This is a genomic window from Streptomyces himastatinicus ATCC 53653 (assembly GCF_000158915.1).
In the GTDB taxonomy this organism is placed as follows: Bacteria; Actinomycetota; Actinomycetes; order Streptomycetales; family Streptomycetaceae; genus Streptomyces; species Streptomyces himastatinicus.
This window is the reverse complement of record NZ_GG657754.1, coordinates 10216339-10238680: the sequence shown is the minus strand read 5'-3', so window position 1 is coordinate 10238680 and position 22342 is coordinate 10216339. Positions and strand designations below refer to the sequence as shown.

The window sequence follows — 22342 nt, the reverse complement described above, 5'->3', positions numbered from 1 at the left end:
TTGGGCAGGAAGAACGTCCACAGCGCCTCGGCACAGAACAACCCTTGCTCCTCGGCGAGTTCGGCGATCTCGACCGCCTGCGCGGCGTCCAGACCGATCGGCTTCTCCACGAGGATGTGCTTGCCGCCCTCCAGCGCGATCCGGGCGCAGGCGAGATGGGCGGTGTGCCCGGTGGCGATGTACACGACGTCGACGTCGGGCGCGGCGGCGAGGTCCTCGTACGAGCCGTAGGACCCGGAGATGCCGTGGCGGCCCGCGAAGTCCTCGGCGCGGGCGGCGTCGCGAGAGGCCACGGCCGTGAACCGCTGGCGGGTGTGCCCCTGGACGGAGCGGACGAAGCGCTCCGCGATCCAGCCGGTGCCCATGACGCCCCAGCGCAGGGCGGGGGCGTCCATCGGGTCAGGGGTGCGGGCGGCGGGCAGGGCGGTGGGAGCGGCGGGCATGCGTCAGACCTCCGGGACCTGCACGGGGACGGTCCTGCCACCGTCCCGCATGGACGCGACGACGGCCCCGGCCACCGCGGATGCCACCAGCCCGTCCTGGGCCGTGGCCATCGGCGACGCGGCCCCCGAACGCACCGCATCGGTCCATGCCTGGAGTTCGAGCCGGTAGGCGTCGGCGAACCGGGGGCGCCAGTCGGCGGGGTAGCCGCTGGACCGGGTCCGGGCCGAGTCCGCCACGATCCGGGCCGGATGGGTGAGGGCGACGGTGCCGTGTTCACCCACCACCTCGCAGCGGATGTCGTAGCCATAGCGGGCGTTGAGGAAGACCTCGACGGTGGTGAGGGCGCCGTCGGCCGTGCGCAGCAGGATCAGCTGCGGGTCCCGGAAGCCGGACACCGCGGCCGTGGAGCGCGGCGCATGCCAGCTGACCTCGGTGACGGGCGAGTCGAGCAGCCACGGCACGGTGTCGAATTCGTGGATGGCGGACCCGGTGATGCTCAGCTCATCGGTGCAGCCGGGTGCGGAGGACACGCCCCGGCTGACGCAGCGCACGAGCAGCGGACTGCCGCAGTCCCCTGCGGACACGGCGGACTTCAGTTCCGTGTGGGCGGGGTCGAAGCGGCGCATGAACCCGAGCGAGATCAGTCCCCCTCCGGCCCGCCGCTCCTCGCGGACGACCCGTACGCACTCCTCGAGCGAGGGGGCGAGCGGCTTCTCGCACAGCACCGGCTTCCCGGCCCGTACCGCGGCAAGGGACAGGTCGGCGTGGGTGGTGTCGTGCGAGGCGATGACGACGGCGTCGACCTCCAGGTCGCCGATCACCGCGTAGGCGTCGTCCGTGGAGCGGGCGCCGGGCACGGTGCCCGCGACGGAGGCCGCACGCTCCTTGTCGATGTCCGCGACCAGCGTGACCTCGGCGCCGGAGACCTGGCGGTGGAGCGTGGCGACGTGGTCGGCGCCCATGTTGCCCGCGCCGATCACGCCGATGCGTACGCCGCTCATACCAGGTTCACCCACGCTCCGCTGTCGACGGACGCTGTCATGGCGTCCAGTACAGCCGCGCTGTGTACGGCGTCGTCCAGGGTGGCCCCGTACGGTGTGCCCTCGGCGATGGAGCGCAGGAAGCGGTACGCCTCGATCACCTTGAGGTCGTCGTAGCCCATGCTGGTCGCCGCGCCCGGCTGGAAGGCGCCGTACTCACCGGCGCCCGGGCCGACGTGCACCGTGCTGACCGGCTGGTCCTGGTAGGTCGTCCCGCGGCTCACGCCCAGCTCGTTCATCCGGCGGAAGTCCCAGAACACCGCGCCCTTGGTGCCGTGCACCTCGAAGCCGTAGTTGTTCTGCTCGCCGACCGAGATCCGGCTGGCCTCCAGCACACCGCGTGCGCCGGAGGCGAAGCGCAGCAGGCAGTTGACGTAGTCCTCGTTCTCGACCGGGCCGAGTTCGCCGCCGGTGGCCAGGGTGTGACCGGCGGTGGCACCGGTGGGACGGGCCCGCTCGGGGACGAAGACCGCGGTGTCGGCGGTCAGGGCGGCGATGTCGCCCAGCAGGAAGCGGGCCAGGTCCGCGCCGTGCGAGGCCAGGTCGCCCAGCACTCCGCTGCCCCCGCGCGCCCGCTCGTACCGCCAGGTCAGCGCGCCGTCCGGATGGGCCGCGTAGTCGCTGAAGAGACGGACGCGGGCGTGGGTGACCGTGCCCAGTTCGCCGGAGGCGATGAGCTCGCGGGCCGCCTCGACGGCGGGCGCGTTGCGGTAGTTGAAGCCCACCGCTCCCTGCACACCGGCCGCGGCGACGGCGTCGGCCACCGCGCGGGCGTCATCGGTGGTCAGGCCGACCGGCTTCTCGATCCAGATGTGCTTCCCGGCCTCGGCCATCGCGACGCCGATCTCCCGGTGCAGGAAGTTCGGCGCGGTGATGCTGACGGCCTGCACCCGCGGGTCCCGCGCGACCTCGCGCCAGTCGCGGGTGGCCGAGGCGAACCCGAACTGCGCCGCGGCCTCCTCGGCCCGGCCGGGCACCGCCTCCGCCACCGAGATCAGCTGTGGGCGCGCGCCCACCTCCGGGAAATGGTGCGGGACACGGGCGTACGCCTGGGTGTGCACCCGGCCCATCCACCCGAATCCCACGACGGCGACGCCGAGCGTGCTTGCCATGACTGCCCTTCATTGGACCGTTCCATTCTTGCTCCACCTCACCCTGAGTCTCGTCCTCCCTCGTGTCAATGCCTTTGACACCCGCCACCGGCCTGTGGAACGGTCCATCCATGAGACCTCCGACGATCCGTGACGTGGCCGAACGGGTCGGCGTGTCGAAATCGCTGGTCTCCCTGGTGCTGCGTGGCTCCGAGCAGGTGAGCCCCGAGAAGCGGCAGGCCGTGCTGGCCGCCGTCGAGGATCTCGGCTACCGGCCCAACGCCGCCGCCCGCAGTCTGAGCGAGCGCCGCACCCGCTCGGTCGGCGTGCTGCTGAACGACATGCGCAACCCCTGGTTCGTGGAGCTGCTGGACGGCATGAACTCCCGTCTCCACGACAGCGGTCTGCACATGCTGCTCGCCGACGGCCACCTCAACCGGCGGCTCGGCGAGGACCTCACCCGCACCTTCACCGAACTGCGGGTCGACGGGCTGATAGCCGTGGGCACCCTGCCCCCCTCGAACGTGCTGCGCGCCGCGGCCACCCACATCCCCACCGTGGTGGCGGGCGCCCGCGAACCGGTGCTGCCCCGCGTCGACGTCGTCGCCAACGACGACGAACACGGTGCGCGCCTGGCCACCGAGCACCTCATCGGGCTCGGCCACCGCCGCATCGCCCACATCGCGGGCCAGGGCGTCGTCGGCGAGCTGCGCCGACGCAGCTTCGAGACGGTCATGCGCGAGCACGGCCTGGGCGGCACCGCGCGCGTCGAGCAGGGCGACCTGACCGAGGAAGGCGGCTACCGGGCCATGGTCCGGCTGCTCAGCTCCACTCCACGGCCGAGCGCGGTTTTCGCCTTCAACGACATCGCCTGCGTCGGCGCCCTGTCGGCCGCTGAGGAGTCGGGCCTCCAGGTCCCACGGGACCTCTCCCTCGTCGGGTACGACAACACCTACCTCTCACGCCTGCGGCACCTGTGGCTGACCACGGTGGACAACGCCGGCCACGATGTCGGCCGCCGCGCCGCGCAGCACCTCCTCGACCGGATCGCGGACCCGGCGCGCCCGGCAGAGACCGTCCTCTCGCCGCCGGCCCTCGAAGTACGGGGCACCACGGCGCCACCCGCGACGGACTGAGATCTTCGTCGGACCGGCGTCACGGGGCACGCCGGACCAGTTCCCGCAGCCTGTCCGGCAGTTGGTCGCCGACGCGGCCGACTTCCTGCTTGTACGGGGTGTCGGAGAGCACGAAGTGGGTGATGCCGAGCTTGCGGTAGCTGTTCAGCGCCGCGGCGACGTCGTCGGCGGAGCCGACCAGCCACGTGGTTCCCGCTCCCCCACCGCCGAATGTGCCGGGGGTGGTGTACAGGCAGGTGTCGAGCACCTCACCGCGGCTGGCGAGGTCGAAGAGCCGCTGCTGGCCTACCGCCGCCTTACGGTTCCCGGTCCAGTTCGTCTTACCGGCGCCGGCCGCCATCTTGGCGACCTTCTCCTCGGCCGCGCGCCATGCTTCCTCGGTGGTGTCGCGCACCAGCGTCGTGATCCGGAGCCCGAATTCGAGCGGCTTGTGCCGACGGCCCACCTCGTCGCTCAAGGTCTTGAGCCGGTCGACGCGTTCGGCGATCCCATCGAGTGGTTCACCCCAGAAGAGCTGCACATCGGCCTCGCTCGCCGACACTCGTTCGGCGGCCGGGGACGCGCCACCGAAGTAGAGCGTCGGATGCGCCCTGGACTCGGTGGCGTAGGGGCGGGGTGCCACCGTTGACCCGGTGACCTGGAAGTGCTCGCCGTGGAAGGTGACATCCTCCTCGGTCCACAGGCGCCGTACGAGATGCAGGAACTCCTGTGTGCGGGCGTACCGCTCGGGGGGTTCGACGGTGGTGTCGCCGTACGCGGCCGGGTTGTCCAGCCCGCTGACGATGTTGACGAGAACGCGTCCACGGCTGAGCTGATCGAGCGTGGCCGCCGCACCGGCGAAGTTCGCCGGGTGCCAGTAGCCGGGACGGACCGCGATCAAGGGCTTGAAGCGGGTGGTCCGGGCCGCCAGGGCCGTTGCGACGGTGAAGGTGTCCGGGCGCCCCCATCCCGTACCGAGCAGTGCGCCGTCCCAGCCGCGGTCCTCCGTCAGCCGGGCGAGGTCGGTCGAGTACTCGATGGATCCCCAGCCGGAGGTGGTGTCGTCACCGCGGTGGCCCGGTTCGACGGTGTTGGGTATGTACCAGAGGAATTCCAGGCTCATGAGGGATCCGATCGCTGCTTAGTGCGGTACCGAGCACGACGGAACGCGGCCGACGCGTGGCACCGGATCTGAGTGAGGGTGAGGGTGAGGGGACAGCGCAGGCAGGGTGGACCGAAGGATCAACACTGCGCGCTGGACACGCGGACAAGGTCGACGCAGCGCTCACTGGTCAGCAGCAGGACCTCACACATGTGATGAAGTCTCTGCGTGAGCGTTCGGAATGTCAACGAGCTCCCGCGCCCAGTAATCCCCGTCCGGATTCCAAGACGTGGTTGACAACGATTATCGGGCCACCTCAGACTCTCTCCTCATGACCTCGAACCCGCTACTGACCAGTGAACGCTGTGTCGACCTGCTCAGGGTTTCCAGCGCGCGGTGTTGATGGCCCGGGCGTTTAGGATCTGCTCTGCGCCCCGGAATCAGATTCCTGATTTCCTCACAAACCCCTTTCATCAGGCGGCACGCCGATACGCCCAGTGCTGCCCATTGGTACCCAAGGGGGCCTTTCGCACTGCTCGGCAATGCGCAGTCACCGAGTTCGACCCGGTGAACGCACGGTGGATATCAAAGCCGTCCAGGGCGACATCCTGAGGAACGCGCGCGTCATTCCGCTGCACGACGAGACACAGCCGTTACGCCACCATCGGGATCCCCGCATGAGCAAGCCCGTCAAGCAGGTTCATCTCGGGGCCGCGTTCCCCGGCGTGAACAGCCACACCGTCTGGAGCGATCCGCGCTCGGGTAGCCAGATCGACTTCTCCTCCTTCCGCCACCTCGCGCAGACCGCCGAGCGCGGCAAGTTCGACCTCTTCTTCCTCGCCGAGGGGCTGCGGCTGCGTGAGCACCGCGGCAAGATCTTCGATCTGGATGTCGTCGGCAGGCCCGACACCCTGACGGTGCTGAACGCGCTGGCGGCGGTCACCGACCACATCGGGCTGGCCGGGACGGTCAACGCCACCTTCAACGAACCGTTCGAGCTGGCACGGCAGTTCGCGACGCTGGACCACCTCTCCGGCGGCCGGGCGGCGTGGAACGTGGTCACCTCCTCGGACGCGTTCACCGGCGAGAACTTCCGCCGGGGCGGTTTCCTCGCCCACGCCGACCGCTACACGCGCGCCGCCGAGTTCGTCGATGTCGCCCGCAAGCTCTGGGATTCCTGGGAGGCGGACGCGGTGGTCGCCGACGCCGGGGCCGGGGTCTTCGTACGGGACGGCGCCATCGCCGAAGTACGGCACCAGGGGCCGCAGTTCGACATCACGGCGCACCCGACCGTGCCCCGCAGCCCGCAGGGCCATACGGTACTCATCCAGGCCGGAAACTCCAGCGACGGCCGCGAGTTCGCCGCCGCGACCGCCGATGCCATCTACACCATCCACGCCGAGTTGAAGGCAGGTCAGACCTTCTACGCCGACGTCAAGGACCGGCTCGCGAAGTACGGGCGGGCCCGCGAGGACCTGAAGATCCTGCCGCAGGCCACGTTCGTGCTGGGCGACACCGAGGCGGAGGCCCGCGAGCGCGCCCGCCACATCCGGCTCCAGCAGGTCACCCCACAGGGGGCGATCGCCCACGTGGAGCAGGTCTGGGGTCGCGATCTGTCCGGCTACGATCCCGACGGGCCGCTTCCCGATCTCGAACCGCTCACCGAGGGCGTGAACATCACCCGGGACCGCGCGCGCCACCACCACGACCCGCTGGCGGTGGCGCGCAGATGGCGGGAGGTCGCGGAGGCCAAGAAGCTGAGCATCCGCGAGCTGGTCATCGAGCTGACCGGCCGGTACGCGTTCACCGGAACTCCAGCGCGGGTGGCTGCGGACATCAACGCCTATGTGCAGGGCGATGCCTGCGACGGGTTCATCATCTCGGGCCACCTCACACCCACCGGTCTGGACGAGTTCGTGGACACCGTCGTCCCCGAACTTCAGGAGCGCGGTGCCTTCCGCACGGAGTACGAGGGCACCACGCTCCGCGACCACCTCGGTCTCGCACCGGCCCCGCACCGCGGCGTCGCGGCATGATCCCCACCGCTCCCCCGGGCTCCCCGGCCCTCGGCGTCGGCGTGCGTTTCGCCCGGCCGGACGAGTACGAGCGGATCGCGGACCTCACCGTCGAGGGCTTCCGCAGCCGCAACAGCGCGCCCTGGCCCGCGACGGGGCGGACGGTGAGCGTGTTTTCAGCGGGGACGGGCATGCGGTGATCTCCCGTGTGTCATGGCCGTGCGTACGGCCGTGGGGTGGTGGGGCCGTGGGAAACGGGAAAGGTGCCACAGGAATTCAGCGTGCGGCGCGGGAATGGCGCGGCGTTGACCGCAAGCGGTGTGCGGGGCGGCCGGAGCCGTCAGGCGTGACAGATCGCGCTGGAGACGCGCCGCAGATCGACGTGGAGACGCATGGCCAGGCGGGAGGCGCGGCACGGGGCCAGGGGCGCGTCATATGCGGACACCGGCTGGCAGTGCTGCATCGCGACTCCCCTCGGTTCCGCGCGGATGGCTCGGCCGATTCGTCGAGCGTTCCTTCCGACCGATGTTCCGCGTGTCGGGCGCGCTTCGTCAACAGCGTGGTGTTGCTGTCCCGTTGCAACCTTGTGTGCGCCGGTGAGGCCCCGTCCCGGCCTCACCGGCGCACACGTACTTCTGAACGGCACAGGGTCCGGTCAGGTCAGGAACGGGACGGCCCCGGGGTGGCGACCCGTATGTCGAGGAGCGGTTCGACCTGGGCGGCCCACTCCGGGTACATCGTGGCCTTCTTCTCATGCAGCGCCATGAGCTCGGCGGCCAGCTCCGGGTTCATGTCGTCGGAGAGATCGGGGCCGATGGCGAGCCTGTCCAGATGCGGGAGGATCTCGGGATCTCCCGCCAGGTGCACCGGGTCGTGCATATACCGCTCCAGAGCCGCCAGATCCTCGATGCCCACGCAGTAGGCGTGGGTGAGGCCTTCGGCCGGGTCGCTCAGGCTCTGCCCGACGGTGGCGAACGAGACCGACTCGATGGCCGCCGTTCGCCGCATCAGCGCGAGCACGTGTTCCTTCTGTTCCTCGCTCGTCCCGTCCTTGAAAGCGAAGCGCAGCGTGTGAACGATCATGTTTCCCGCTCCTTCGATTGAACCGACTGGTTCAGTAGATCTGCCTAGCCGGTAAGGACGGTACAGTTAACCCATGGGTTCAGCAACGTCAAGTGGGGCCAGCGGTGTCCCGCGCGGGCGTGTCGACAAGCGGCAGGCCATCCTGGACGCCGCGTTCGCTGTCTTCGCGCGGCGCGGATACGCGCAGGCATGCGTCCAGGAGATCGCGGAGGAAGCGCGCGTCGCCAAGCCGACCGTCTACAGCCATCTGAACGACAAGGAGACCCTCTTCCGCTCCGCCATCGAGACGGCGGCCGACGCCCTGTCGGCGGAGAGCCTCGCGGTCGTCGAGCGGCTGCGCGACCGAGCCGCGGACGACGACCTGCGGGCGGCGCTCACGGACCTGGCCCAGCGGCTGCTGCGGGTGTGCTGCGGCGAACGCGCCCGCGCTCTTCGCTGGCTCACCTACGCCGAGGTGACGCGATTCCCCGACCTGATCGAGACCGTGCAGGAGCGCACCGCACACCGCCCCCACGCGGCACTCGCCGATCGGCTGGCCCGCCTGTCGCTCTCCGGCCGCCTGCGCCCCTGCGACCCGGAGCAGGCCGCGGAACACTTCCTCGCCCTGCTCACCGGCCCCCTGGAGGTCCGCTCCCGGCTGGGCACCCGTCGCGTCCCCGCCGCCGAGCTGCGCGGCGTGGCGGATGCCGCGGTGGACGCCTTCCTCCGTGCGTACGGCGCAGAGGGCCACGCTTGACCATGCTCATCGTCATGTGCGGGTTGCCGGCCACCGGAAAGACCACCTTGGCGCGCGCCCTCGCCCGGCGGACAGCGGCCGTGCACCTGCGCGTCGACACCATCGAGCAGGCGATCGTGTGATCGGGACTGGAGCCGCATCCGGTCGGTCCGGCAGGCTACGTCGTCGGCTACGCGCTGGCCGGGGAACACCTCGGCCAGGGGCTGACCGTGATTGCCGAATGCGTGAACCCCCTGGCCGTCACACGTGACGCGTGGCGGGACGTGGCGGTCCGGGCGGGGGTCCCGGTGACGGAGGTCGAAGTCGTCTGCTCGGATCCCGTGGAACACGAGCGGCGGGTGGCCACGCGCAGCGTGGACATCCCCGGGCTGCCCCTGCCCACCTGGGCCGAGATCGTCAACCGCGAGTACGAGCCGTGGGATCGGGACCGCTTTGTGGTGGACACCGCCGGGCGCGACGTCGCCGACTGCCTCACCGACGTCCTTCGCGCCATCGGCCAAGTGGCGGTGGCGGCCCCGTCCCGCCGGGACTGAGGCAACCGGCGAGGGCCCACCGCTCGGCAAACGCCCGCCGTGTTCCCCGGTCGGCCGGGGAACACGGCGGGCGGCGGCGCGTGGTGCGCGGTCAGCGGAAGAGCCGACCGGACTCGCGCAGTACCTGGGCGGCCACCTTCTTGCCGAGGGTGACGCCCGCCTCGTCCGCGGAGCGGGTGTGGATGCCCGAGAAGATCCGGGCGTCGACGTTCTCGGCCGTCAGCTGGTGCCAGCCCGTGTACTCGCGGGTGACACCCGGCGCGGTGGAACTGGTCAGCTCGAACGGCGCGGTGCGCGGGCCGACCAGCGCGGACAGTATCTCCTCCGCCGCTCCCGAGTAGGTGTTGTGGCCGCTCGGGTAGTCCGGGTGCGCCGGTGTGTTGTGCAGCGGTGTCCAGCCGGGGTCGGTGTCGATGGCGCCGGTGCGGATGGCGGTGACCGGGCGCCACCGCTGATACGTGTACTTGGTGTCGGAGGTGGCGATCTGCGTGTCCACCGACGCGATGTGGAACAGCGCCACCAGCTTCGCCCGCTCCTCCACCGACCGGGCGGACCGGGCCAGCGCCACCCTCAGCGGCTCGGTGTAGAGGGTCAGCGAGGAGCCGTACCAGAAGTTCGCGGTCTCTGTCTGACGCGCGGAGCGCTGTGTGCTGTCCGCCGCGCCGTAGGCACGCACCTCGGCCAGGTCCGACCGGTACGTCCGCGAGTCCAGCGCCGGGGGCGGCCCGAGCCGGAACTGACCGGCACCCGACAGGACGAACGGCCGCGCGAGGCGGTTGCCGTACTGCGTGGCGGGAGCGTACGACGGCGGCGTGGGCTGCCAGACCCCGGGGGACGCGGGCGGCACGGTGAACGGGGCGTCGACCGACGCCGGGTCCAGGCCGTCGCCCTCCCGGGACGCGAGGACGGACCGGGCCTGCCGCTCACCGGCCGCCACGCCCCGGTTCTCGGCCGGTCCGTCCGGGATCTGGTCCAGGGTGCGGCGGAACGCGGCGTCCAGTTGCTCGGTGCGCGCCGGCGCGAGGGCCACCAGGGAGCGGTGTACCGCGGAGGCCAGGGCCGCGTCCTGGTAGTCGCTCCGGTCGACGCCCGCGGGCACCCCGTGGGTGGCGCGTGCCCCCGCGAGCCAGCTCACCGCCCAGGTGCGGCTGTTCGTCACCTGGGTCGGCGCCCCGGCCGCCGCGATGGTCTCGGCCGTGGTGTCGTACCAGTCGAGCACCACCGGGGTACGGGGCTCGGCGGGCGCGGCGACGGCGGTGGGGACCGCCGCCGAGGTGGCCAGCAGCGACGCGGCGCCGAGGGCCAGGAGGAACGGTCGGGTGGCGATGTGACTCACCGGCAAACTCCTAAAGATGGTCGGGTCCGTCAACGCCCAGCCGGGCGAGCAGTCGGGTCCGCAGCGCGGCGTACTCGGGGGTGCCGTGCCGCCGCGGCGCGGGTAGCTCCACGGCGAGGTCGGCGGCGATCCGGCCCCCGTCCAGGACCACCACGCGGTCGGCGAGTGCGATGGCCTCGTCCACGTCGTGGGTGACCAGCAGCACGGCGGGACGGTGCCGCTCGTACAGGCGGGCCAGCAGGGTGTGCATGCGGCCCCGGGTGAGCGCGTCGAGTGCGCCGAACGGCTCGTCCGCGAGCAGCAGTTCGGGCTCACGCACCAGGGAGCGGGCGAGCGAGACCCGCTGCTGCTCACCGCCCGACAGCTCCACGGGCCAGGCGTCCTCCCGCCCGGCCAGGCCCACCTCGTCGAGCGCCGTGCGGGCCCGTTCCCCGGCGTCCGTGCCGGTGAGGCCCAAGGTGACGTTGGCCAGTACCCGCTTCCACGGCAGCAGCCGGGCGTCCTGGAAGACCACCGACACATGGTCGGGTGCGCTCAGTTCGCCTTCGCCTCCGGTCTCGTGATCGAGTCCGGCGAGGGCGCGCAGCAGGGTGCTCTTGCCGGAGCCGCTGCGGCCGAGCATGGCCACGAACTCCCCGGGGCGCAGGGTCAGGTCGAGCCCGTCCAGCACCGTGCGGGTGCCGAAGGCCCGTACGAGTCCCTCGATGCGGACGGCCGCGGAGGCTTCCCGAGCGGTGGCCGTCAGTCCGCCAGCGTGCGTCGCCATGACAGGACCTTCCTCTCCACGAGCCGTACCAGTCCGTCGGAGAGCAGCCCGAGAAGTCCGTACACGACGAGACCGACGATGATGATGTCGGTCTGCCCGTACGTGCGCGCGAGCCCCGTCATGTAGCCGATCCCGCTGGTGGCGTTGACCTGTTCGACAACGGCCAGGGCCAGCCAGGCGGCGGTCACGGCGAAGCGCATCCCGAGGAGGAAGCCGGGCAGCGCGCCCGGCAACACGATGTGCAGCAGGAACCGCGGGCGGCTCAGCCCCAGCGTCTCGGCGAGTTCGACGTACCGGGCGTCGATGGTGCGCAGCCCGTTGTGGGTGTGGATGTAGACCGGGACGAAGGCGCTGAGGGCGATCGTGATGACCTTCATGGACTCTCCGATGCCGAACCACAGGATCAGCAGCGGTATGAGTGCGAGGGTGGGGATGCCCCGCTTGATCTGCACGGGACCGTCGATCACTCCCTCGCCGAGCCTGCTGAGCCCCGCGATCAGCGCCAGCACGAGCCCGGCGGCCACGCCGTACGCCAGACCGGACACGGCCAGCTCGGCGGATGTCCACACGTTGGTCTGGAGCCTGCCGTCCGCGATGAGGTCGCCCGCCGTGGCCACCACCGTCCAGGGGGCGGACAGGTTGCGCGCGTCGATGAGGCCGGTGGCCGAACCGCCCGACCAGATCGCGAGCAGCAGAACGGGGCCGAGCGCCCTGCCGTACGGGATGGGCCGCCCGGGGCCGAGCCGACGGCGCGTACGCTCGCGCCGGGCGGCCGGGGACGCGGGAGCGGCGGGTGCCGTCTTGACGAGGGACAGCCGCTCGCCCGTGACGTCCGTGCTCATGGCTTCCCCGCTTTCGCGATCGCGTCGGCGGCGACCGACTCGTACCGGCGGTCGAAGAGGATTCCCGTGTCGAACTTCTTCTGGCCCGTCTCCTTCGCCAGCAGGTCGACCGTCTTCTGCTGGCGCGCGATGGCCGGCGTCCAGTCGTCCGGGATGTCCACCTGTCCGTTCTGTTTGACCAGGTACTCGCCGTCCGCGCGGGTGAGGCCCTGGTCCTTGACGTAATAGCCGTCGATCCATTCCTTGGGGTGCTGTTCGATCCACATCTCCGACCGCGCCCAGAACTTGATGAACTCCCTGATGGCGGCCGCCTTCTGCGGATCGCTCACGGATGCGGTCGGCGCCCACAGATGGGCGGGATCGTCCCGCAGGCCGTGCGGGATGGTCTTCCCGCCGTCCTTGCCGTACTTCGCCGGATAGCGCTTGATGTTGACGCCGCCGAGCGGCGCGGCATCCACCTGGTGGCTGCCGAGCGCGGTCGGGTACACGTCGCCCGTGCTGGGCAGCTCGACCAGCTGCACATCCTTCTTGGTGAGTCCCGCCTTCGCCAGGATCCGCAGCACCAGCGCGCCCTGGGCCTGCCCCGGGCTGTACGCGATCTTCTTGCCGCGCAGGTCCGCCAGGGTGTCGATGTGGGCCCCGGGAGCGATTCCGAGCTCGTAGACGGGGTGCTTCAGCGGATCCTTGCGGAACTCCGCGGCCACGAGTTTGGTGTCAAGACCGGTCCAGTGAGCGTGTATCGACGGGATCTCCGCCGACGCGCACAGATCCAGGGAATGCGCACGGAATGCCTCGGAGCACTGCGGTCCCCCACTGATATTGGCCCACTTGACCTTGAAGGGAAGCTTTTTGATCTGCCCCGAGAGCTTCAGCGCCACCTGAGTGTCCGGCGCGCCGATCGTAATCGACGTGCCGGCTTTCACCTTGTCCGGAATCTTGATGTGGGCGACGTTCTTACTGTCGGCGGTGGTCGATGAGGTGGTGTTGTCGGCGCAGCCGGACAGCAGCAAAGTGCAGGCCAGAGCAGCCGTGAGGAGCGGGGTGTGCCTGGGCATACGGGGTTCCCGGGGGCAGGGCGTACGGCATCGGCGCGTACGGAAAATGAACTGGTATCGCGGGGGGAGAAGTGCGGGGGAAGCGCGCGGATGAGCGGTGTGCGTGCTGCTGGAATTCAGCTACACAGCGCGGCGGCGAGGCGCGTCAGATCGACAGGACACCGCTGCGTGAACCGCAGAGAAATCGGCATGCCGCTGAAGCTAGCGAGGACGTCAAGAGCGGGTCAAGTGCCCGTTCACGCTTCCGGAAAGCGGCAATCACGACTTCGTACGGCCGCCATATGCGCGTTACATGTACGCGTCGAGCGGCATGACCGATAGCCTGCCGCTGTGAAAAGGACCGTCACGACGTACGTGGAGATGACCGCTCCGGATGTTCTTTCTGTTCTTGCCCCGGTGGTATTCGCTCTCGGCCTGCTCCGGATCGACAGCTCCTCGCCGCTGATGCGCACCACACAGGCTCGGGTCGGGCAGCCGTACGGCTGGCGTAGCGCCTCCCGTACGGAGGACGAATGGGAAGCGAAGATCCAAGCGTGTCCGCTGCGCCAGTACTGGCTGATCACGCACGAGCAGGAGACGGCGGGGATCGTCTGTCTGGAACCGCAGCACGGCGGGGACGTGGAGATCACCGCCTTCGGGCTGCTGCCGGAGTACGTCGGCAAGGGCCTCGGAGGGTACGCCCTGACGCTCGCACTTCGACAAGCCTGGGCGACCGAGCCCGTAGGCGCCGACGCGGTACGCCGGGTGTGGCTCCACACTTCTACGCATGACCACCCGCACGCGCTGCGCAACTACCAGCAGCGCGGCCTGCGTCGATACCGCGTCGAAGCCCAGCAGTAACGGGATTTCCCCTGAGGGACCCGCGGCTCGCGCCCCGACCCCTCACTCATCCGATCGCGGCTCCGTGGGACCAGCCGGTCAGGGCGCCGCGGAGCGCGGCCACCAGGCGGGTGGCGGCCTCCTCCTCGGTGCGTCCGCTCTTGATGAGGTCGAGGATGTCGCGTGGGTCGAACAACGTGTTCCACAGGTACAGGGCTTCGTCCCCGAGGTCTCCGAGGCCGAGTTCCTCGGTGGTCTGCCGCAGTGGCTCGGCGAGCGCCTCGGCCTGCGGGGCGAGGTAGCCGGTCCCCTCACGCAGCCGCTCGAGGTAGCCGCGGTGCGAACGCATCTGCGCCATCGCGCCGCCGTGTTCGAGGACGAGGGAAACCCAGCAGCGCGACACCGCCTCGAGCCTCGCCATGCCCCGCGTGGTCTGCTGTGCGCTGAAGTCACACAGTTCGGAGCCCACTTCGGCGCGGAAGGCGTGCAGGATCTCCTCGACGGAGGAGAAGTGCCGGTAGGCCGTCGCGGTGGACACCTCGGCGTGCTTGGCGATCTCGGCCAGGCTGACCGGCGTCGGCGAGTTCTCGAACAGCCGCGCGGCGGCCTTGATGAGGTACCTGCGGTTGCGTTCGGTGTCACTGCGCATGGGCCGGCCCCCCGTGACCTGCGCGACGGCCTTCACCGAAGAGCCGAGAGGCCACGGGCCAGTCGGCGGACGCCCTCGGTGATGGATTCCTCGCTGGCCGCGTACGACAGCCGGAGGTGTCCCTCGCCCCGGGCTCCGAACTCGCTTCCAGGACGGACGGCGACACCGTGGGTGCGCAGCGCCGCGACGACCTCCACGGAGGGCACGTCGAGGTCGTAGCGCGGGAATTGGTAGAAGGCTCCTTCCGGCGCGCTGAGGGTGAGGCCGGGGATCGCGGCCAGTTCCGTGCGCATGATCTCACCGCGCCGCTCGTACGCGGCACGCATGCGGGCGACGTCCTCGTCGCAGCTCTGCACCGCGGCGAGGGCGGCGTCCTGGACGACGGTGTTCGCGGAGCCGTTGAAGGTGTTGTGGATGCGGGCGGACGCCTGGATGAGCGGCGCCGGTCCCCAGAGGTAGCCGACGCGCCAGCCGGTCATCGCGTAGCTCTTGGAGAAGGTCTGGCAGTAGACGGTGCGGTCGCGCAGGCCGTCGATCGAGATCGTCGAGGTGAAGGGCCTGCCGGTGTAGTCGAGGTCGGAGTACGCCTCGTCGGAGATGACGATCGTGGAGGTGCCGTCGAGCAACGTGGCGAGCGCGTCGAGTTCGTCGCGGCTGTGCACGATGCCGGTCGGGTTGCTGGGATTGCAGAAGACGAAGAGCTTGGCGCCGGTGAGGGCGTCGGCGAGCCGGTCGAGGTCCCAGTGCAGGTCCGGCGCGAGGGGGACGGGTACGACGGTGCCCCCGGCCATGCTGACCAGGTCCGCGTAGAGGGAGTAGGTGGGGTCGGGGATGACCACCTTGTCGCCGGGGTCGACGATGCCGAGGATCGAGGCGGCGAGCCCGGCGGTTCCGCCCTGGGTGATCAGGATGTCGGAGGCGGAGACCGGTGCCCCGGCGATGCCGGTGAGCTTGTCGGCGAGCGCTTCGCGCAGGGCGGGTTCGCCGAGCAGCGGTGAGTAGTGGGTGCGTCCGGCGCGCAGCGAGGCGTGGGCCGCCTCGGTCACCGAGGGGGGTGTGTCGAAATCGGGTTCGCCCATGGCGAGGGAGACGAGGTCGCCCTTCGACTGCGGTTGCTGCGTCCGGCGGGAGGCGGCGGCGATCCGGGCGACGGCCTCAGCGGGGGCGAACAGGGGCGGCTGCGTGGTGATGGTGGGCGGCATGCGCTCCTCCTGGTGGCGGGTTGGTCAGGCCTGCGGTGCGGCGTCGGCGGGTGCGCCCGCCCAACGGCTGATCTCGAGGTCGGCGGAGGTGTCGCGCTGGCGCGTGGGGGCGACGACGATCTCCTGGAGGACGACGCGCTGGGGAAGGGTGACGGCGAGGCGGATGGCCTCGGCCACGTCCTCGGGCTGCACCATGTTGGCGCGTTCCTCCGGCGCCGGGGGCCGGGCACGGTTGTCGAGGATGGGGGTGTCCGCCTCGCCGGGCAGCACGGTGATCGCCCGCAGCCCCTGGTTGCGGAAGGTGTTGTGCAGGAACGTCATGAAGTTGCGCACCCCGGCCTTGGCCGCGCCGTACGCGGCGCCGCCGAGCAGGTTGGGGTTGACGGCGGCGAGCGAGGAAACGGTGACGATGGTCCCGGTGCCGCGGTCGAGCATGTCGGGCAGCACGGCCTGGGTGAGCTGGAAGACCGCCGTGAGGTTCACGTCGAGGACCTGGCGCCACTCGTCGTGGGGAAGCCATTGCGGGTTGAGCACCGACGAGGCGCTGCCCGCGTTGTTGACGAGGACGTCGACCGGCCCGAGTTCGGAGCGGACACGGTCGAGGACTCGTGTGACGTCGTCCGCGCGGGTGATGTCCGCGGCGATGGCGAGGGCGGTCCCGCCCTCGGCGCGGATCGTGGCCGCGACGTCGTCGAGTGCCTCCTGCCTGCGGCCGATGAGCACCACGGCGGTGCCGTCCCGGGCCAGCAGCCGTGCGGTCTCGAGTCCCATCCCGCTGCCCGCTCCCGTGATGAGCGCGGTCCTGCCGCCCGACGTCGTCACCGTTCGTCCTCCATGGCTGACTCCATGACTGATATGAGATGGATTTTTCAAGTGAGAATACATTCTCATCTTGTGTGGGGCAAGGGTGCCATGAAGCCGAGAGCGCCGAATGCCTCCGTGGCCGCGTGTTCCAGTGCGCGCACCTCCGCCTCGCGCCGCGCGAACCGGCGCAGCGAGCTCTCGCGGTCGCTCCAGCGGAACCGCAGCTCCCGCCCCGGACCGGCCTGCCCGAGCAAGGACAGGGACGCCCGCGAGGCGACACCGACGATCGGGTAGCCCGCGGTCAGGCTCCGGTAGCGGCCGAGCACGATCAGCTCGTCCGCGTGCGGGATCTGTAGTGCGCCGACGGGCACCCCGTGCGACACGATCTCGGTGTCGGAGTCCGGGTGGAGCACCGGCCCGTCGAGCCGCAGCCCGACGTGGTTGGAGCGGTTGGTGACGACGTAGGTCGCCTCCTCGATCACCTCACGGATCCCGGTGATCGTATGGATCCCATGGCTCGGGACGACATCGATGTCCCAGGGCCCGGCGTCGAAGCGCGGGACCGGAACGGGAAGCCGGAACAACGGCGCTTCGAACAGCCGCCGGCTGAACCCCCGGAATTCCGTGTCCAGCAGGACACACGAACCCCGGACGACGGCCTGCCCGAACCCCATCCGGGCGTCCGGGGCGGCGCTGCCCAGCAGGGTCTCCGCGGTCAGCGCGCCGTTCACGGCCAGATAGGTACGGGTCCCCCGGCTCACGTCCCCCTGTATCCGTACCTCGTGGCCCGCCGGCACCACCAGCGGGGACCAGCTCTCGACGGCCCCGCCGCCCACGGTGACCCGGGCGGGGGCGCCGGTCACGGCGAGCAGGACGTCGGCGTCGGGCACGAGCGCCAGTTCGCCGCCGAGGTTCTCGATCAGGGTCGCCCCGCGGGGGTTGCCCACGAGGAGGTTGGCGACGGCCGCCGAGTGCTGGTCGGCCGCGCCGCCGGTGGGGACACCGCGCCGCTCGGTGTCGCGACGGCCGAGGTCCTGGAACGTCGTGATCCATCCGGTGCTGGTGATCTCGAGCGCCACGGTCTTCATACGGACTCCCCCACCGGCAGCAGGAAACCGGGCCCCAGGACCGCGGCCTCGTCCCGGGTGACGGGGACGAAGCGCACGATGTCGCCGGTGCCGAACGAGACGGGGTCCGGTCGGGAGATGTCGACGATGGTGCGCGGGGTGCGCCCGACCACCCGCCAGCCGGTCGGACCGGGGAACGGCTGGATGATCGCGTGAGTACCGGCGATCATGATCGCTCCGGGGGCGACATCGGTCCGGGGCTCGGCGAGCCGGCGCACCGGCCTGGGCACCTTGAGCCCGTCCATCATCGGGGCCATCGCCGCGCCGAGGAGGGAGATCGTGAAGCTGGACTCCGCGATCGCCTCGACGACCTCGGCGGGGGCCAGGCCCATGTCGTCGGCGACGGACGCCAGATCGGGGCCCGTTTCGTCGTCGAAGACCACGGGAATGGCGAACTGCCGGACCGTCCGCAGGTGGTCCGGACCGTCCGACGGTGCCGGGGCCCACGCCGCCAGCAGCCGGGCCGCGTACTCCACGTGCTGGAGCGCGGTCGTCAGCGGGTCGAACTCGATGAGCAGGGACTCGAGACCGGAGACGACGTCCAGCACACCGTGGGGGCGGTGGGCCAGGAACCGCTCGCGGAAGGCCACGATCCCGGACTTGCGGATGGCCTGGTCGGCGTGGGGGATGGTCACCATCACCGCCGAGTCCCCGAAGGGCTCGACGGTGATGGCACCGTACTGTGCTGTGGTCATCTCCTGATGGGCTCGGCCCTCAGCGGGCGAGCGCGACCTCCGCCTTCTCCGCCAGGACGTCCCGCAGACCGGCGACGCGGATGTCCGCCGCGCCGAGCGCCTTCCGCAGCGCGGTGCCGTTCTCGAGGACGGACGGGTGGTCACCGTGCAGGAGCAGGACGTCGGCGTCGTGTCCGAGCGGAACCACGTTGCCGTTGACCGAGCGTACGGTCCCCTCCTGTACGACCTGGACCGAGCGGCGGCCGATGAGCTCGGGGTCGTAGATCAGGCCGCCCTCGTGGGAGCGGGAGACGGGCATGCCGTCGTCGCCGTATCCCCGGTCGGCCAGGAACACGTAGCCGACCTCGAGTCCGCGCTTGCGCGATTCCTCGGCGAGCAGACCGCGCTGACAGATGACGACGTAGTCGGTGTTGTACGCGGCGATCGCGTCGGTGATGGCCCGCGCGTGCTTGGCGTCGGTCTGCGCGATCGAGCCCATCCGGCCGTGCGGGGCCACATGGCTGATCGTGCCACCGTGCACCCGCGCGAAGGCGTCGAGTGCGCCGAGCTGGTACAGGACGTCGGTGCGGATCTCTTCCTCGGTCGCTTCGATGAGCCGGCGGCCGAAGCCGACGAGGTCGGGGTATCCGGGGTGGGCGCCCAGCTCGATGCCGCGCTCGACGCAGTCGGCGACGGTCCGGTCCATGATGCGCGGGTCTCCGGCGTGGAAGCCGCAGGCGATGTTCGACGAGGTGACGAGGCCGAGCAGAGCGCCGTCGTCGCCGATCGTGTAGTTGCCGAAGCTCTCGCCGAGGTCGGCGACGACGGCTACGGAGTTGATTCCCATGGTGTCTCCCGGGGTGTCTCAGCTGGATGCGAGGGGCTGGCCCTTGGTCTCTCGCACGAAGGCGATGGCGACCAGAGTGATCAGGGCGGTGATGATGGAGGCGAAAGCCGGGATCAGGTTGGAGCCGGTCGACTCGATCAGCTCGGTCATCAGAAGCGGGGCACTTCCCCCGAAGATGATCGTGGAGATGCTGAATCCGATGCTGTAGGCGGAGTAGCGCACGGTGGTCGGGAACATCTCGGCGAGGACGGTGTGGACGACGGCGGCGTGGCCCGAGAAGGCGACCGCGAGAACGATGGTGCCGATGCAGGCCAGGCCGAACTCTCCCGTGGTGATGAGCCGGAACATCGGGTACGAGACGAGGGCCATCGCGATGGCGGAGTAGGCGAGGACGGGCTTGCGGCCGATCCGGTCCGAGAGGCGTGCCATGAGCGGGATACAGACCGCGATGGCGACCAGGCTGAACGCCGTGACCATGAGGGCCCGCAGCATCGAGAAGTTGTGCTCGCCGAGCGAGGTCTTCATGTACGTGGGCATGTAGACGAACAGCAGGTAGTAGCCGGGGCCGTTGAGCGCCGGGAGGAAGATCGTGAGCGCGATCGCCTTCAGGTGGCGCGGGGAGGTCAGAGCGTCCCGCAGCGGGTTGCGCGCGACGGTGTTCTGCTCGCGCAGCACCTTGAAGTGCGGGGTCTCCTCCAGCCGGCTGCGGATGTAGAAGCCGACGTAGCCGAGCGGGACGGCGAGGAGGAACGGCACCCGCCAGGCCCAGGAGGTCATGGTGTCCTCGCCGAGCGTCGTGATGAGGATGGCGGAGAAGGCGCTGCCGAACATCAGGGCGATGAACGAGCCGACGGCGATGAAGCTCATCATGTAGTTGCGGCGTGCGTTCGGGGCGTACTCGCCGACGAAGGACATGGCACCGGCCACCTCCCCGCCCGCCGAGAAGCCCTGGAGCACCCGGAGGAGGACCAGAAGGACGGGCGCGGCGACACCGATGACGGTGGAGGACGGGATGAGACCGATGGCCGCGGTCGCGGCGGAGATCAGCACCAGGAGGGTGGCCAGGAGACTCTTCCGCCCGATCTTGTCCCCGAGGTATCCGCAGATGACGCTGCCGAACGGGCGGGCGATGAAGCTGACCAGGAACCCGACGTTGGTGAGAAAGAGGTTTCCGGCGTCGGCCTCCCCCATGATGTTGATCGCGAGATAGGTGACGAGCAGGCCGTAGATGCCGTAGTCGTACCACTCGACGAAGGAGCCGATCGCACCGGCGACGGTGGCCTTGCGGACGACCGTGTCGTTGGCGGCGGCGACGTCGACCGCGGTCGCGCCGGACTCTTCCGACGCTGCCTCGTGACGGTCCGATGTTCTGTCAAGCCGGTCTGACGTTGTCATTCGCGTTCACTTTCGGTGTCGCGGACTCCGGAACGGCGTCCTGAGAATCATGCGCTGAACGTGGTCACCGTTCCGGTCTCCACGGGGAACGCGGTGACGGCATCTCGGGGTGGTTGCGTGGCTTCGGTGCTGTTCAGGAATCCGCCCGTACAGGACCTGCGGGGGCTCGATGCCGGACACCCGCCGTGTTGCCGTCGCTGTGCGCCCGAGTGGGGCCGGGAGGAGACGTCACGGTACGGGGCCGCAGAGCGGCGCCGACATCAAAGTTGCGACTTGAATCGCGAATGAGAATAGATTCGCATTCTCGGAGTGGTCAAGGGTTTACGTTGCCCCGGCGTTAACCTTGCGCTCCGATCGCGCTTCCCTACCGGATCGCCAGGGTTCTCCCGCCACCACCTGACCGACCCCGGCAGCCGGAGGGCCCCCCACCAGCCCCGTCCGGTCACATCACCCCTTGTCTTGCGACACGGATGGATGCACACTGTCTCTCGCAAAACGCGAAAGCTTTCGCATTTTCTAGGTGGGGCGGGATGAACCCATGGCCCCCACCACCTGAAGGAGCCTGCGATGACTCAGGACAACGTGCGCGTGGACACCGCGTGGGAACGCGTCGACGGGCATGTGCTCGATCAGTTCCGCACCCACTCCGTGGCCAACCTCGGCGACGCCCTCGACCGGCTCAACATCGTCGACGGGGGCATCGCCCCCATCTGGAACGGGGCCAAGGCCGTCGGCACAGCGCTTCCGGTCCTCACCGTCGCGGGCGACAACAAGGCCGTGATCGCGGCGCTCGAACACATCCGCCCCGGTGACATCCTCGTCATCAACGCCTTCGGCTACGACGGCCGCGCCATCATCGGCGACAACCTCGCTCAGCGGTTCGCCGCGTACGGTGCCGCGGGCGCGATCATCGACGGATACGTCCGCGACGCCGCGATCATCGAAGAGCTCGGCATCCCGATCTTCGCCCGCGGGCTCACTCCCGCCGGCCCGTTCAAGAACGGACCGGGCACGATCGGCGAATCGGTCGCCATCGGCGGCGTCGTGGTGAACCCCGGCGACATCATCGCCGCCGACGGGGACGGTGTCATCGTCATTCCGCCGCACCGCGCCGACGAAGCGCTCAAGTCGGTCAGCGAGATCGTCGCCCGCGAAGCGGCACTGGACGCCGAGGTCGAAGCCCTGCGAAGCAAGACCGCCGCCTCGTAACGCTCACCCCCTTACCGCTCCACGGGGGCCGGCAGGAGGCCGTCGGCGACCAGCCCGGCGAGAACGGCCTCACCCAGGGCGTGGACGGCGGACTGTGGCCGGACCATGACCGTGAACTCCTTGATCCGGCCGTCGTCGTCGAAGTGCAGCAGATCGATGCCGTGGATCTCCTTACCACCCACGACGGCCCGGAACAGCAGGACCGCCGAGGCGGAGACACCGCCGTCGGCGCTCGTCTCCGCGGTGCCGTCGTGGTGGCCGACGTAGCGGAAGTTCTCGAAGGTGCGCAGCAGGACCCCGAAGAGGCCCAGCACCATGGGCTTGCCTTCGAAGGGGGTGAATTTCACGGGGCTGTAGAAGCGGATGTCGTCCGTGAACAGGTCCTCCAGGGCTGCCAGGTCGCCGTTGTCGACAGCGGCGCGGAACCGTGCGGCTGCGGTCATGACTCTCACCTCATA

General features: G+C 70.1%; 23 protein-coding genes and 1 pseudogene. 7 read left to right on the top strand and 17 right to left on the bottom strand.

The window, feature by feature from the left end; translation table 11 throughout:
* From SSOG_RS43055 to SSOG_RS43045, 3 genes are all read right to left on the bottom strand, one after another.
* Nucleotides 1-443 (bottom strand): Gfo/Idh/MocA family protein (locus SSOG_RS43055; RefSeq protein ID WP_009720617.1); only part of this gene is annotated, 443 nt, incomplete at its 3' end.
* A gap of 3 nt (nt 444-446) precedes the next feature.
* Nucleotides 447-1445, bottom strand: a complete 999-nt coding sequence (locus SSOG_RS43050) for a Gfo/Idh/MocA family oxidoreductase (RefSeq protein ID WP_009720616.1) — start codon at nt 1443-1445, stop codon at nt 447-449.
* Nucleotides 1442-2596: a Gfo/Idh/MocA family protein gene (locus SSOG_RS43045; protein ID WP_009720615.1), complete on the bottom strand. Its 1155-nt coding sequence runs from the start codon at nt 2594-2596 to the stop codon at nt 1442-1444. The genes SSOG_RS43050 and SSOG_RS43045 overlap by 4 nt, the downstream gene beginning before the upstream one ends.
* A 110-nt stretch (nt 2597-2706) precedes the next feature.
* Between SSOG_RS43045 and SSOG_RS43040 the strand changes: the two genes are divergently transcribed.
* The gene (locus tag SSOG_RS43040; protein WP_009720614.1) at nt 2707-3711 is read left to right on the top strand and encodes a LacI family DNA-binding transcriptional regulator; all 1005 of its coding nucleotides are present in this window, start codon (nt 2707-2709) and stop codon (nt 3709-3711) included.
* A 19-nt stretch (nt 3712-3730) separates the two neighbouring features.
* Here SSOG_RS43040 and SSOG_RS43035 read toward each other — a convergent pair whose 3' ends face one another.
* Nucleotides 3731-4813, bottom strand: coding sequence for an LLM class flavin-dependent oxidoreductase (locus SSOG_RS43035; protein WP_009720613.1), 1083 nt, complete (start codon nt 4811-4813; stop codon nt 3731-3733).
* A gap of 656 nt (nt 4814-5469) precedes the next feature.
* Here SSOG_RS43035 and SSOG_RS43030 point away from each other — a divergent pair.
* Nucleotides 5470-6828 (top strand): NtaA/DmoA family FMN-dependent monooxygenase, encoded by a 1359-nt coding sequence (locus SSOG_RS43030; protein WP_009720612.1) that lies wholly within the window; start codon nt 5470-5472, stop codon nt 6826-6828.
* Nucleotides 6825-7007, top strand: coding sequence for a hypothetical protein (locus tag SSOG_RS43025; RefSeq protein WP_009720611.1), 183 nt, complete (start codon nt 6825-6827; stop codon nt 7005-7007). Before SSOG_RS43030 ends, SSOG_RS43025 begins: the two co-directional genes overlap by 4 nt.
* A 460-nt stretch (nt 7008-7467) precedes the next feature.
* On the opposite strand, the gene SSOG_RS43020 is transcribed toward SSOG_RS43025, so the two are convergent.
* On the bottom strand, nt 7468-7890 hold the full coding sequence (locus tag SSOG_RS43020; RefSeq protein ID WP_009720610.1) for a Dabb family protein: 423 nt from the start codon (nt 7888-7890) through the stop codon (nt 7468-7470).
* Between the two features lie 73 nt (nt 7891-7963).
* Between SSOG_RS43020 and SSOG_RS43015 the strand changes: the two genes are divergently transcribed.
* Nucleotides 7964-8626, top strand: coding sequence for a TetR/AcrR family transcriptional regulator (locus tag SSOG_RS43015; protein ID WP_009720609.1), 663 nt, complete (start codon nt 7964-7966; stop codon nt 8624-8626).
* Between the two features lie 2 nt (nt 8627-8628).
* Nucleotides 8629-9159, top strand: a pseudogene (locus SSOG_RS43010) (P-loop nucleotide/nucleoside kinase family protein).
* Nucleotides 9160-9250: 91 nt separating this feature from the next.
* Here SSOG_RS43010 and SSOG_RS43005 read toward each other — a convergent pair.
* From SSOG_RS43005 to SSOG_RS42990, 4 genes are read right to left on the bottom strand one after another with little or no spacing between them, the layout of a single operon-like run.
* Nucleotides 9251-10495, bottom strand: coding sequence for a vanadium-dependent haloperoxidase (locus SSOG_RS43005; protein WP_039940122.1), 1245 nt, complete (start codon nt 10493-10495; stop codon nt 9251-9253).
* 10 nt (nt 10496-10505) lie between these two features.
* Nucleotides 10506-11261 carry an ABC transporter ATP-binding protein gene (locus SSOG_RS43000; protein ID WP_009720606.1) on the bottom strand — a complete coding sequence of 252 codons (756 nt, stop codon included), beginning with the start codon at nt 11259-11261 and terminating at the stop codon, nt 10506-10508.
* Nucleotides 11237-12103: an ABC transporter permease gene (locus SSOG_RS42995; protein ID WP_009720605.1), complete on the bottom strand. Its 867-nt coding sequence runs from the start codon at nt 12101-12103 to the stop codon at nt 11237-11239. Before SSOG_RS42995 ends, SSOG_RS43000 begins: the two co-directional genes overlap by 25 nt.
* Nucleotides 12100-13158, bottom strand: a complete 1059-nt coding sequence (locus tag SSOG_RS42990) for an ABC transporter substrate-binding protein (RefSeq protein WP_009720604.1) — start codon at nt 13156-13158, stop codon at nt 12100-12102. Before SSOG_RS42990 ends, SSOG_RS42995 begins: the two co-directional genes overlap by 4 nt.
* Nucleotides 13159-13488: 330 nt before the next feature.
* Between SSOG_RS42990 and SSOG_RS42985 the strand changes: the two genes are divergently transcribed.
* Nucleotides 13489-13998, top strand: a complete 510-nt coding sequence (locus SSOG_RS42985; protein ID WP_009720603.1) for a GNAT family N-acetyltransferase — start codon at nt 13489-13491, stop codon at nt 13996-13998.
* Nucleotides 13999-14044: 46 nt separating this feature from the next.
* On the opposite strand, the gene SSOG_RS42980 is transcribed toward SSOG_RS42985, so the two are convergent.
* The 7 genes from SSOG_RS42980 to SSOG_RS42950 all read right to left on the bottom strand — a co-directional run bounded on the left by SSOG_RS42980 (nt 14045) and on the right by SSOG_RS42950 (nt 20675).
* On the bottom strand, nt 14045-14626 hold the full coding sequence (locus tag SSOG_RS42980; RefSeq protein WP_039942718.1) for a TetR/AcrR family transcriptional regulator: 582 nt from the start codon (nt 14624-14626) through the stop codon (nt 14045-14047).
* A gap of 32 nt (nt 14627-14658) precedes the next feature.
* Nucleotides 14659-15828: a pyridoxal phosphate-dependent aminotransferase gene (locus SSOG_RS42975; RefSeq protein WP_039940121.1), complete on the bottom strand. Its 1170-nt coding sequence runs from the start codon at nt 15826-15828 to the stop codon at nt 14659-14661.
* Between the two features lie 24 nt (nt 15829-15852).
* On the bottom strand, nt 15853-16650 hold the full coding sequence (locus SSOG_RS42970) for an SDR family oxidoreductase (protein ID WP_009720600.1): 798 nt from the start codon (nt 16648-16650) through the stop codon (nt 15853-15855).
* A gap of 65 nt (nt 16651-16715) precedes the next feature.
* Nucleotides 16716-17720 (bottom strand): 5-oxoprolinase subunit C family protein, encoded by a 1005-nt coding sequence (locus SSOG_RS42965; protein ID WP_050800188.1) that lies wholly within the window; start codon nt 17718-17720, stop codon nt 16716-16718.
* Nucleotides 17717-18454 (bottom strand): 5-oxoprolinase subunit B family protein, encoded by a 738-nt coding sequence (locus SSOG_RS42960; RefSeq protein ID WP_039940119.1) that lies wholly within the window; start codon nt 18452-18454, stop codon nt 17717-17719. The genes SSOG_RS42965 and SSOG_RS42960 overlap by 4 nt, the downstream gene beginning before the upstream one ends.
* A 19-nt stretch (nt 18455-18473) precedes the next feature.
* Nucleotides 18474-19280, bottom strand: coding sequence for a 5-oxoprolinase subunit PxpA (locus SSOG_RS42955; RefSeq protein ID WP_009720598.1), 807 nt, complete (start codon nt 19278-19280; stop codon nt 18474-18476).
* Nucleotides 19281-19298: 18 nt separating this feature from the next.
* Nucleotides 19299-20675 carry an MFS transporter gene (locus SSOG_RS42950; protein WP_009720597.1) on the bottom strand — a complete coding sequence of 459 codons (1377 nt, stop codon included), beginning with the start codon at nt 20673-20675 and terminating at the stop codon, nt 19299-19301.
* Between the two features lie 567 nt (nt 20676-21242).
* On the opposite strand from SSOG_RS42950, the gene SSOG_RS42945 reads away from it, so the two are divergent.
* Complete coding sequence (locus tag SSOG_RS42945; RefSeq protein WP_039940118.1) at nt 21243-21884, top strand: RraA family protein; 642 nt, start codon at nt 21243-21245, stop codon at nt 21882-21884.
* 11 nt (nt 21885-21895) lie between these two features.
* Here the strand turns inward: SSOG_RS42945 and SSOG_RS42940 are convergent, their stop codons facing one another.
* A complete protein-coding gene (locus SSOG_RS42940; protein ID WP_009720595.1) occupies nt 21896-22327 on the bottom strand; it encodes a nuclear transport factor 2 family protein in 432 nt (143 codons plus the stop codon).
* Nucleotides 22328-22342: the final 15 nt, after the last annotated feature.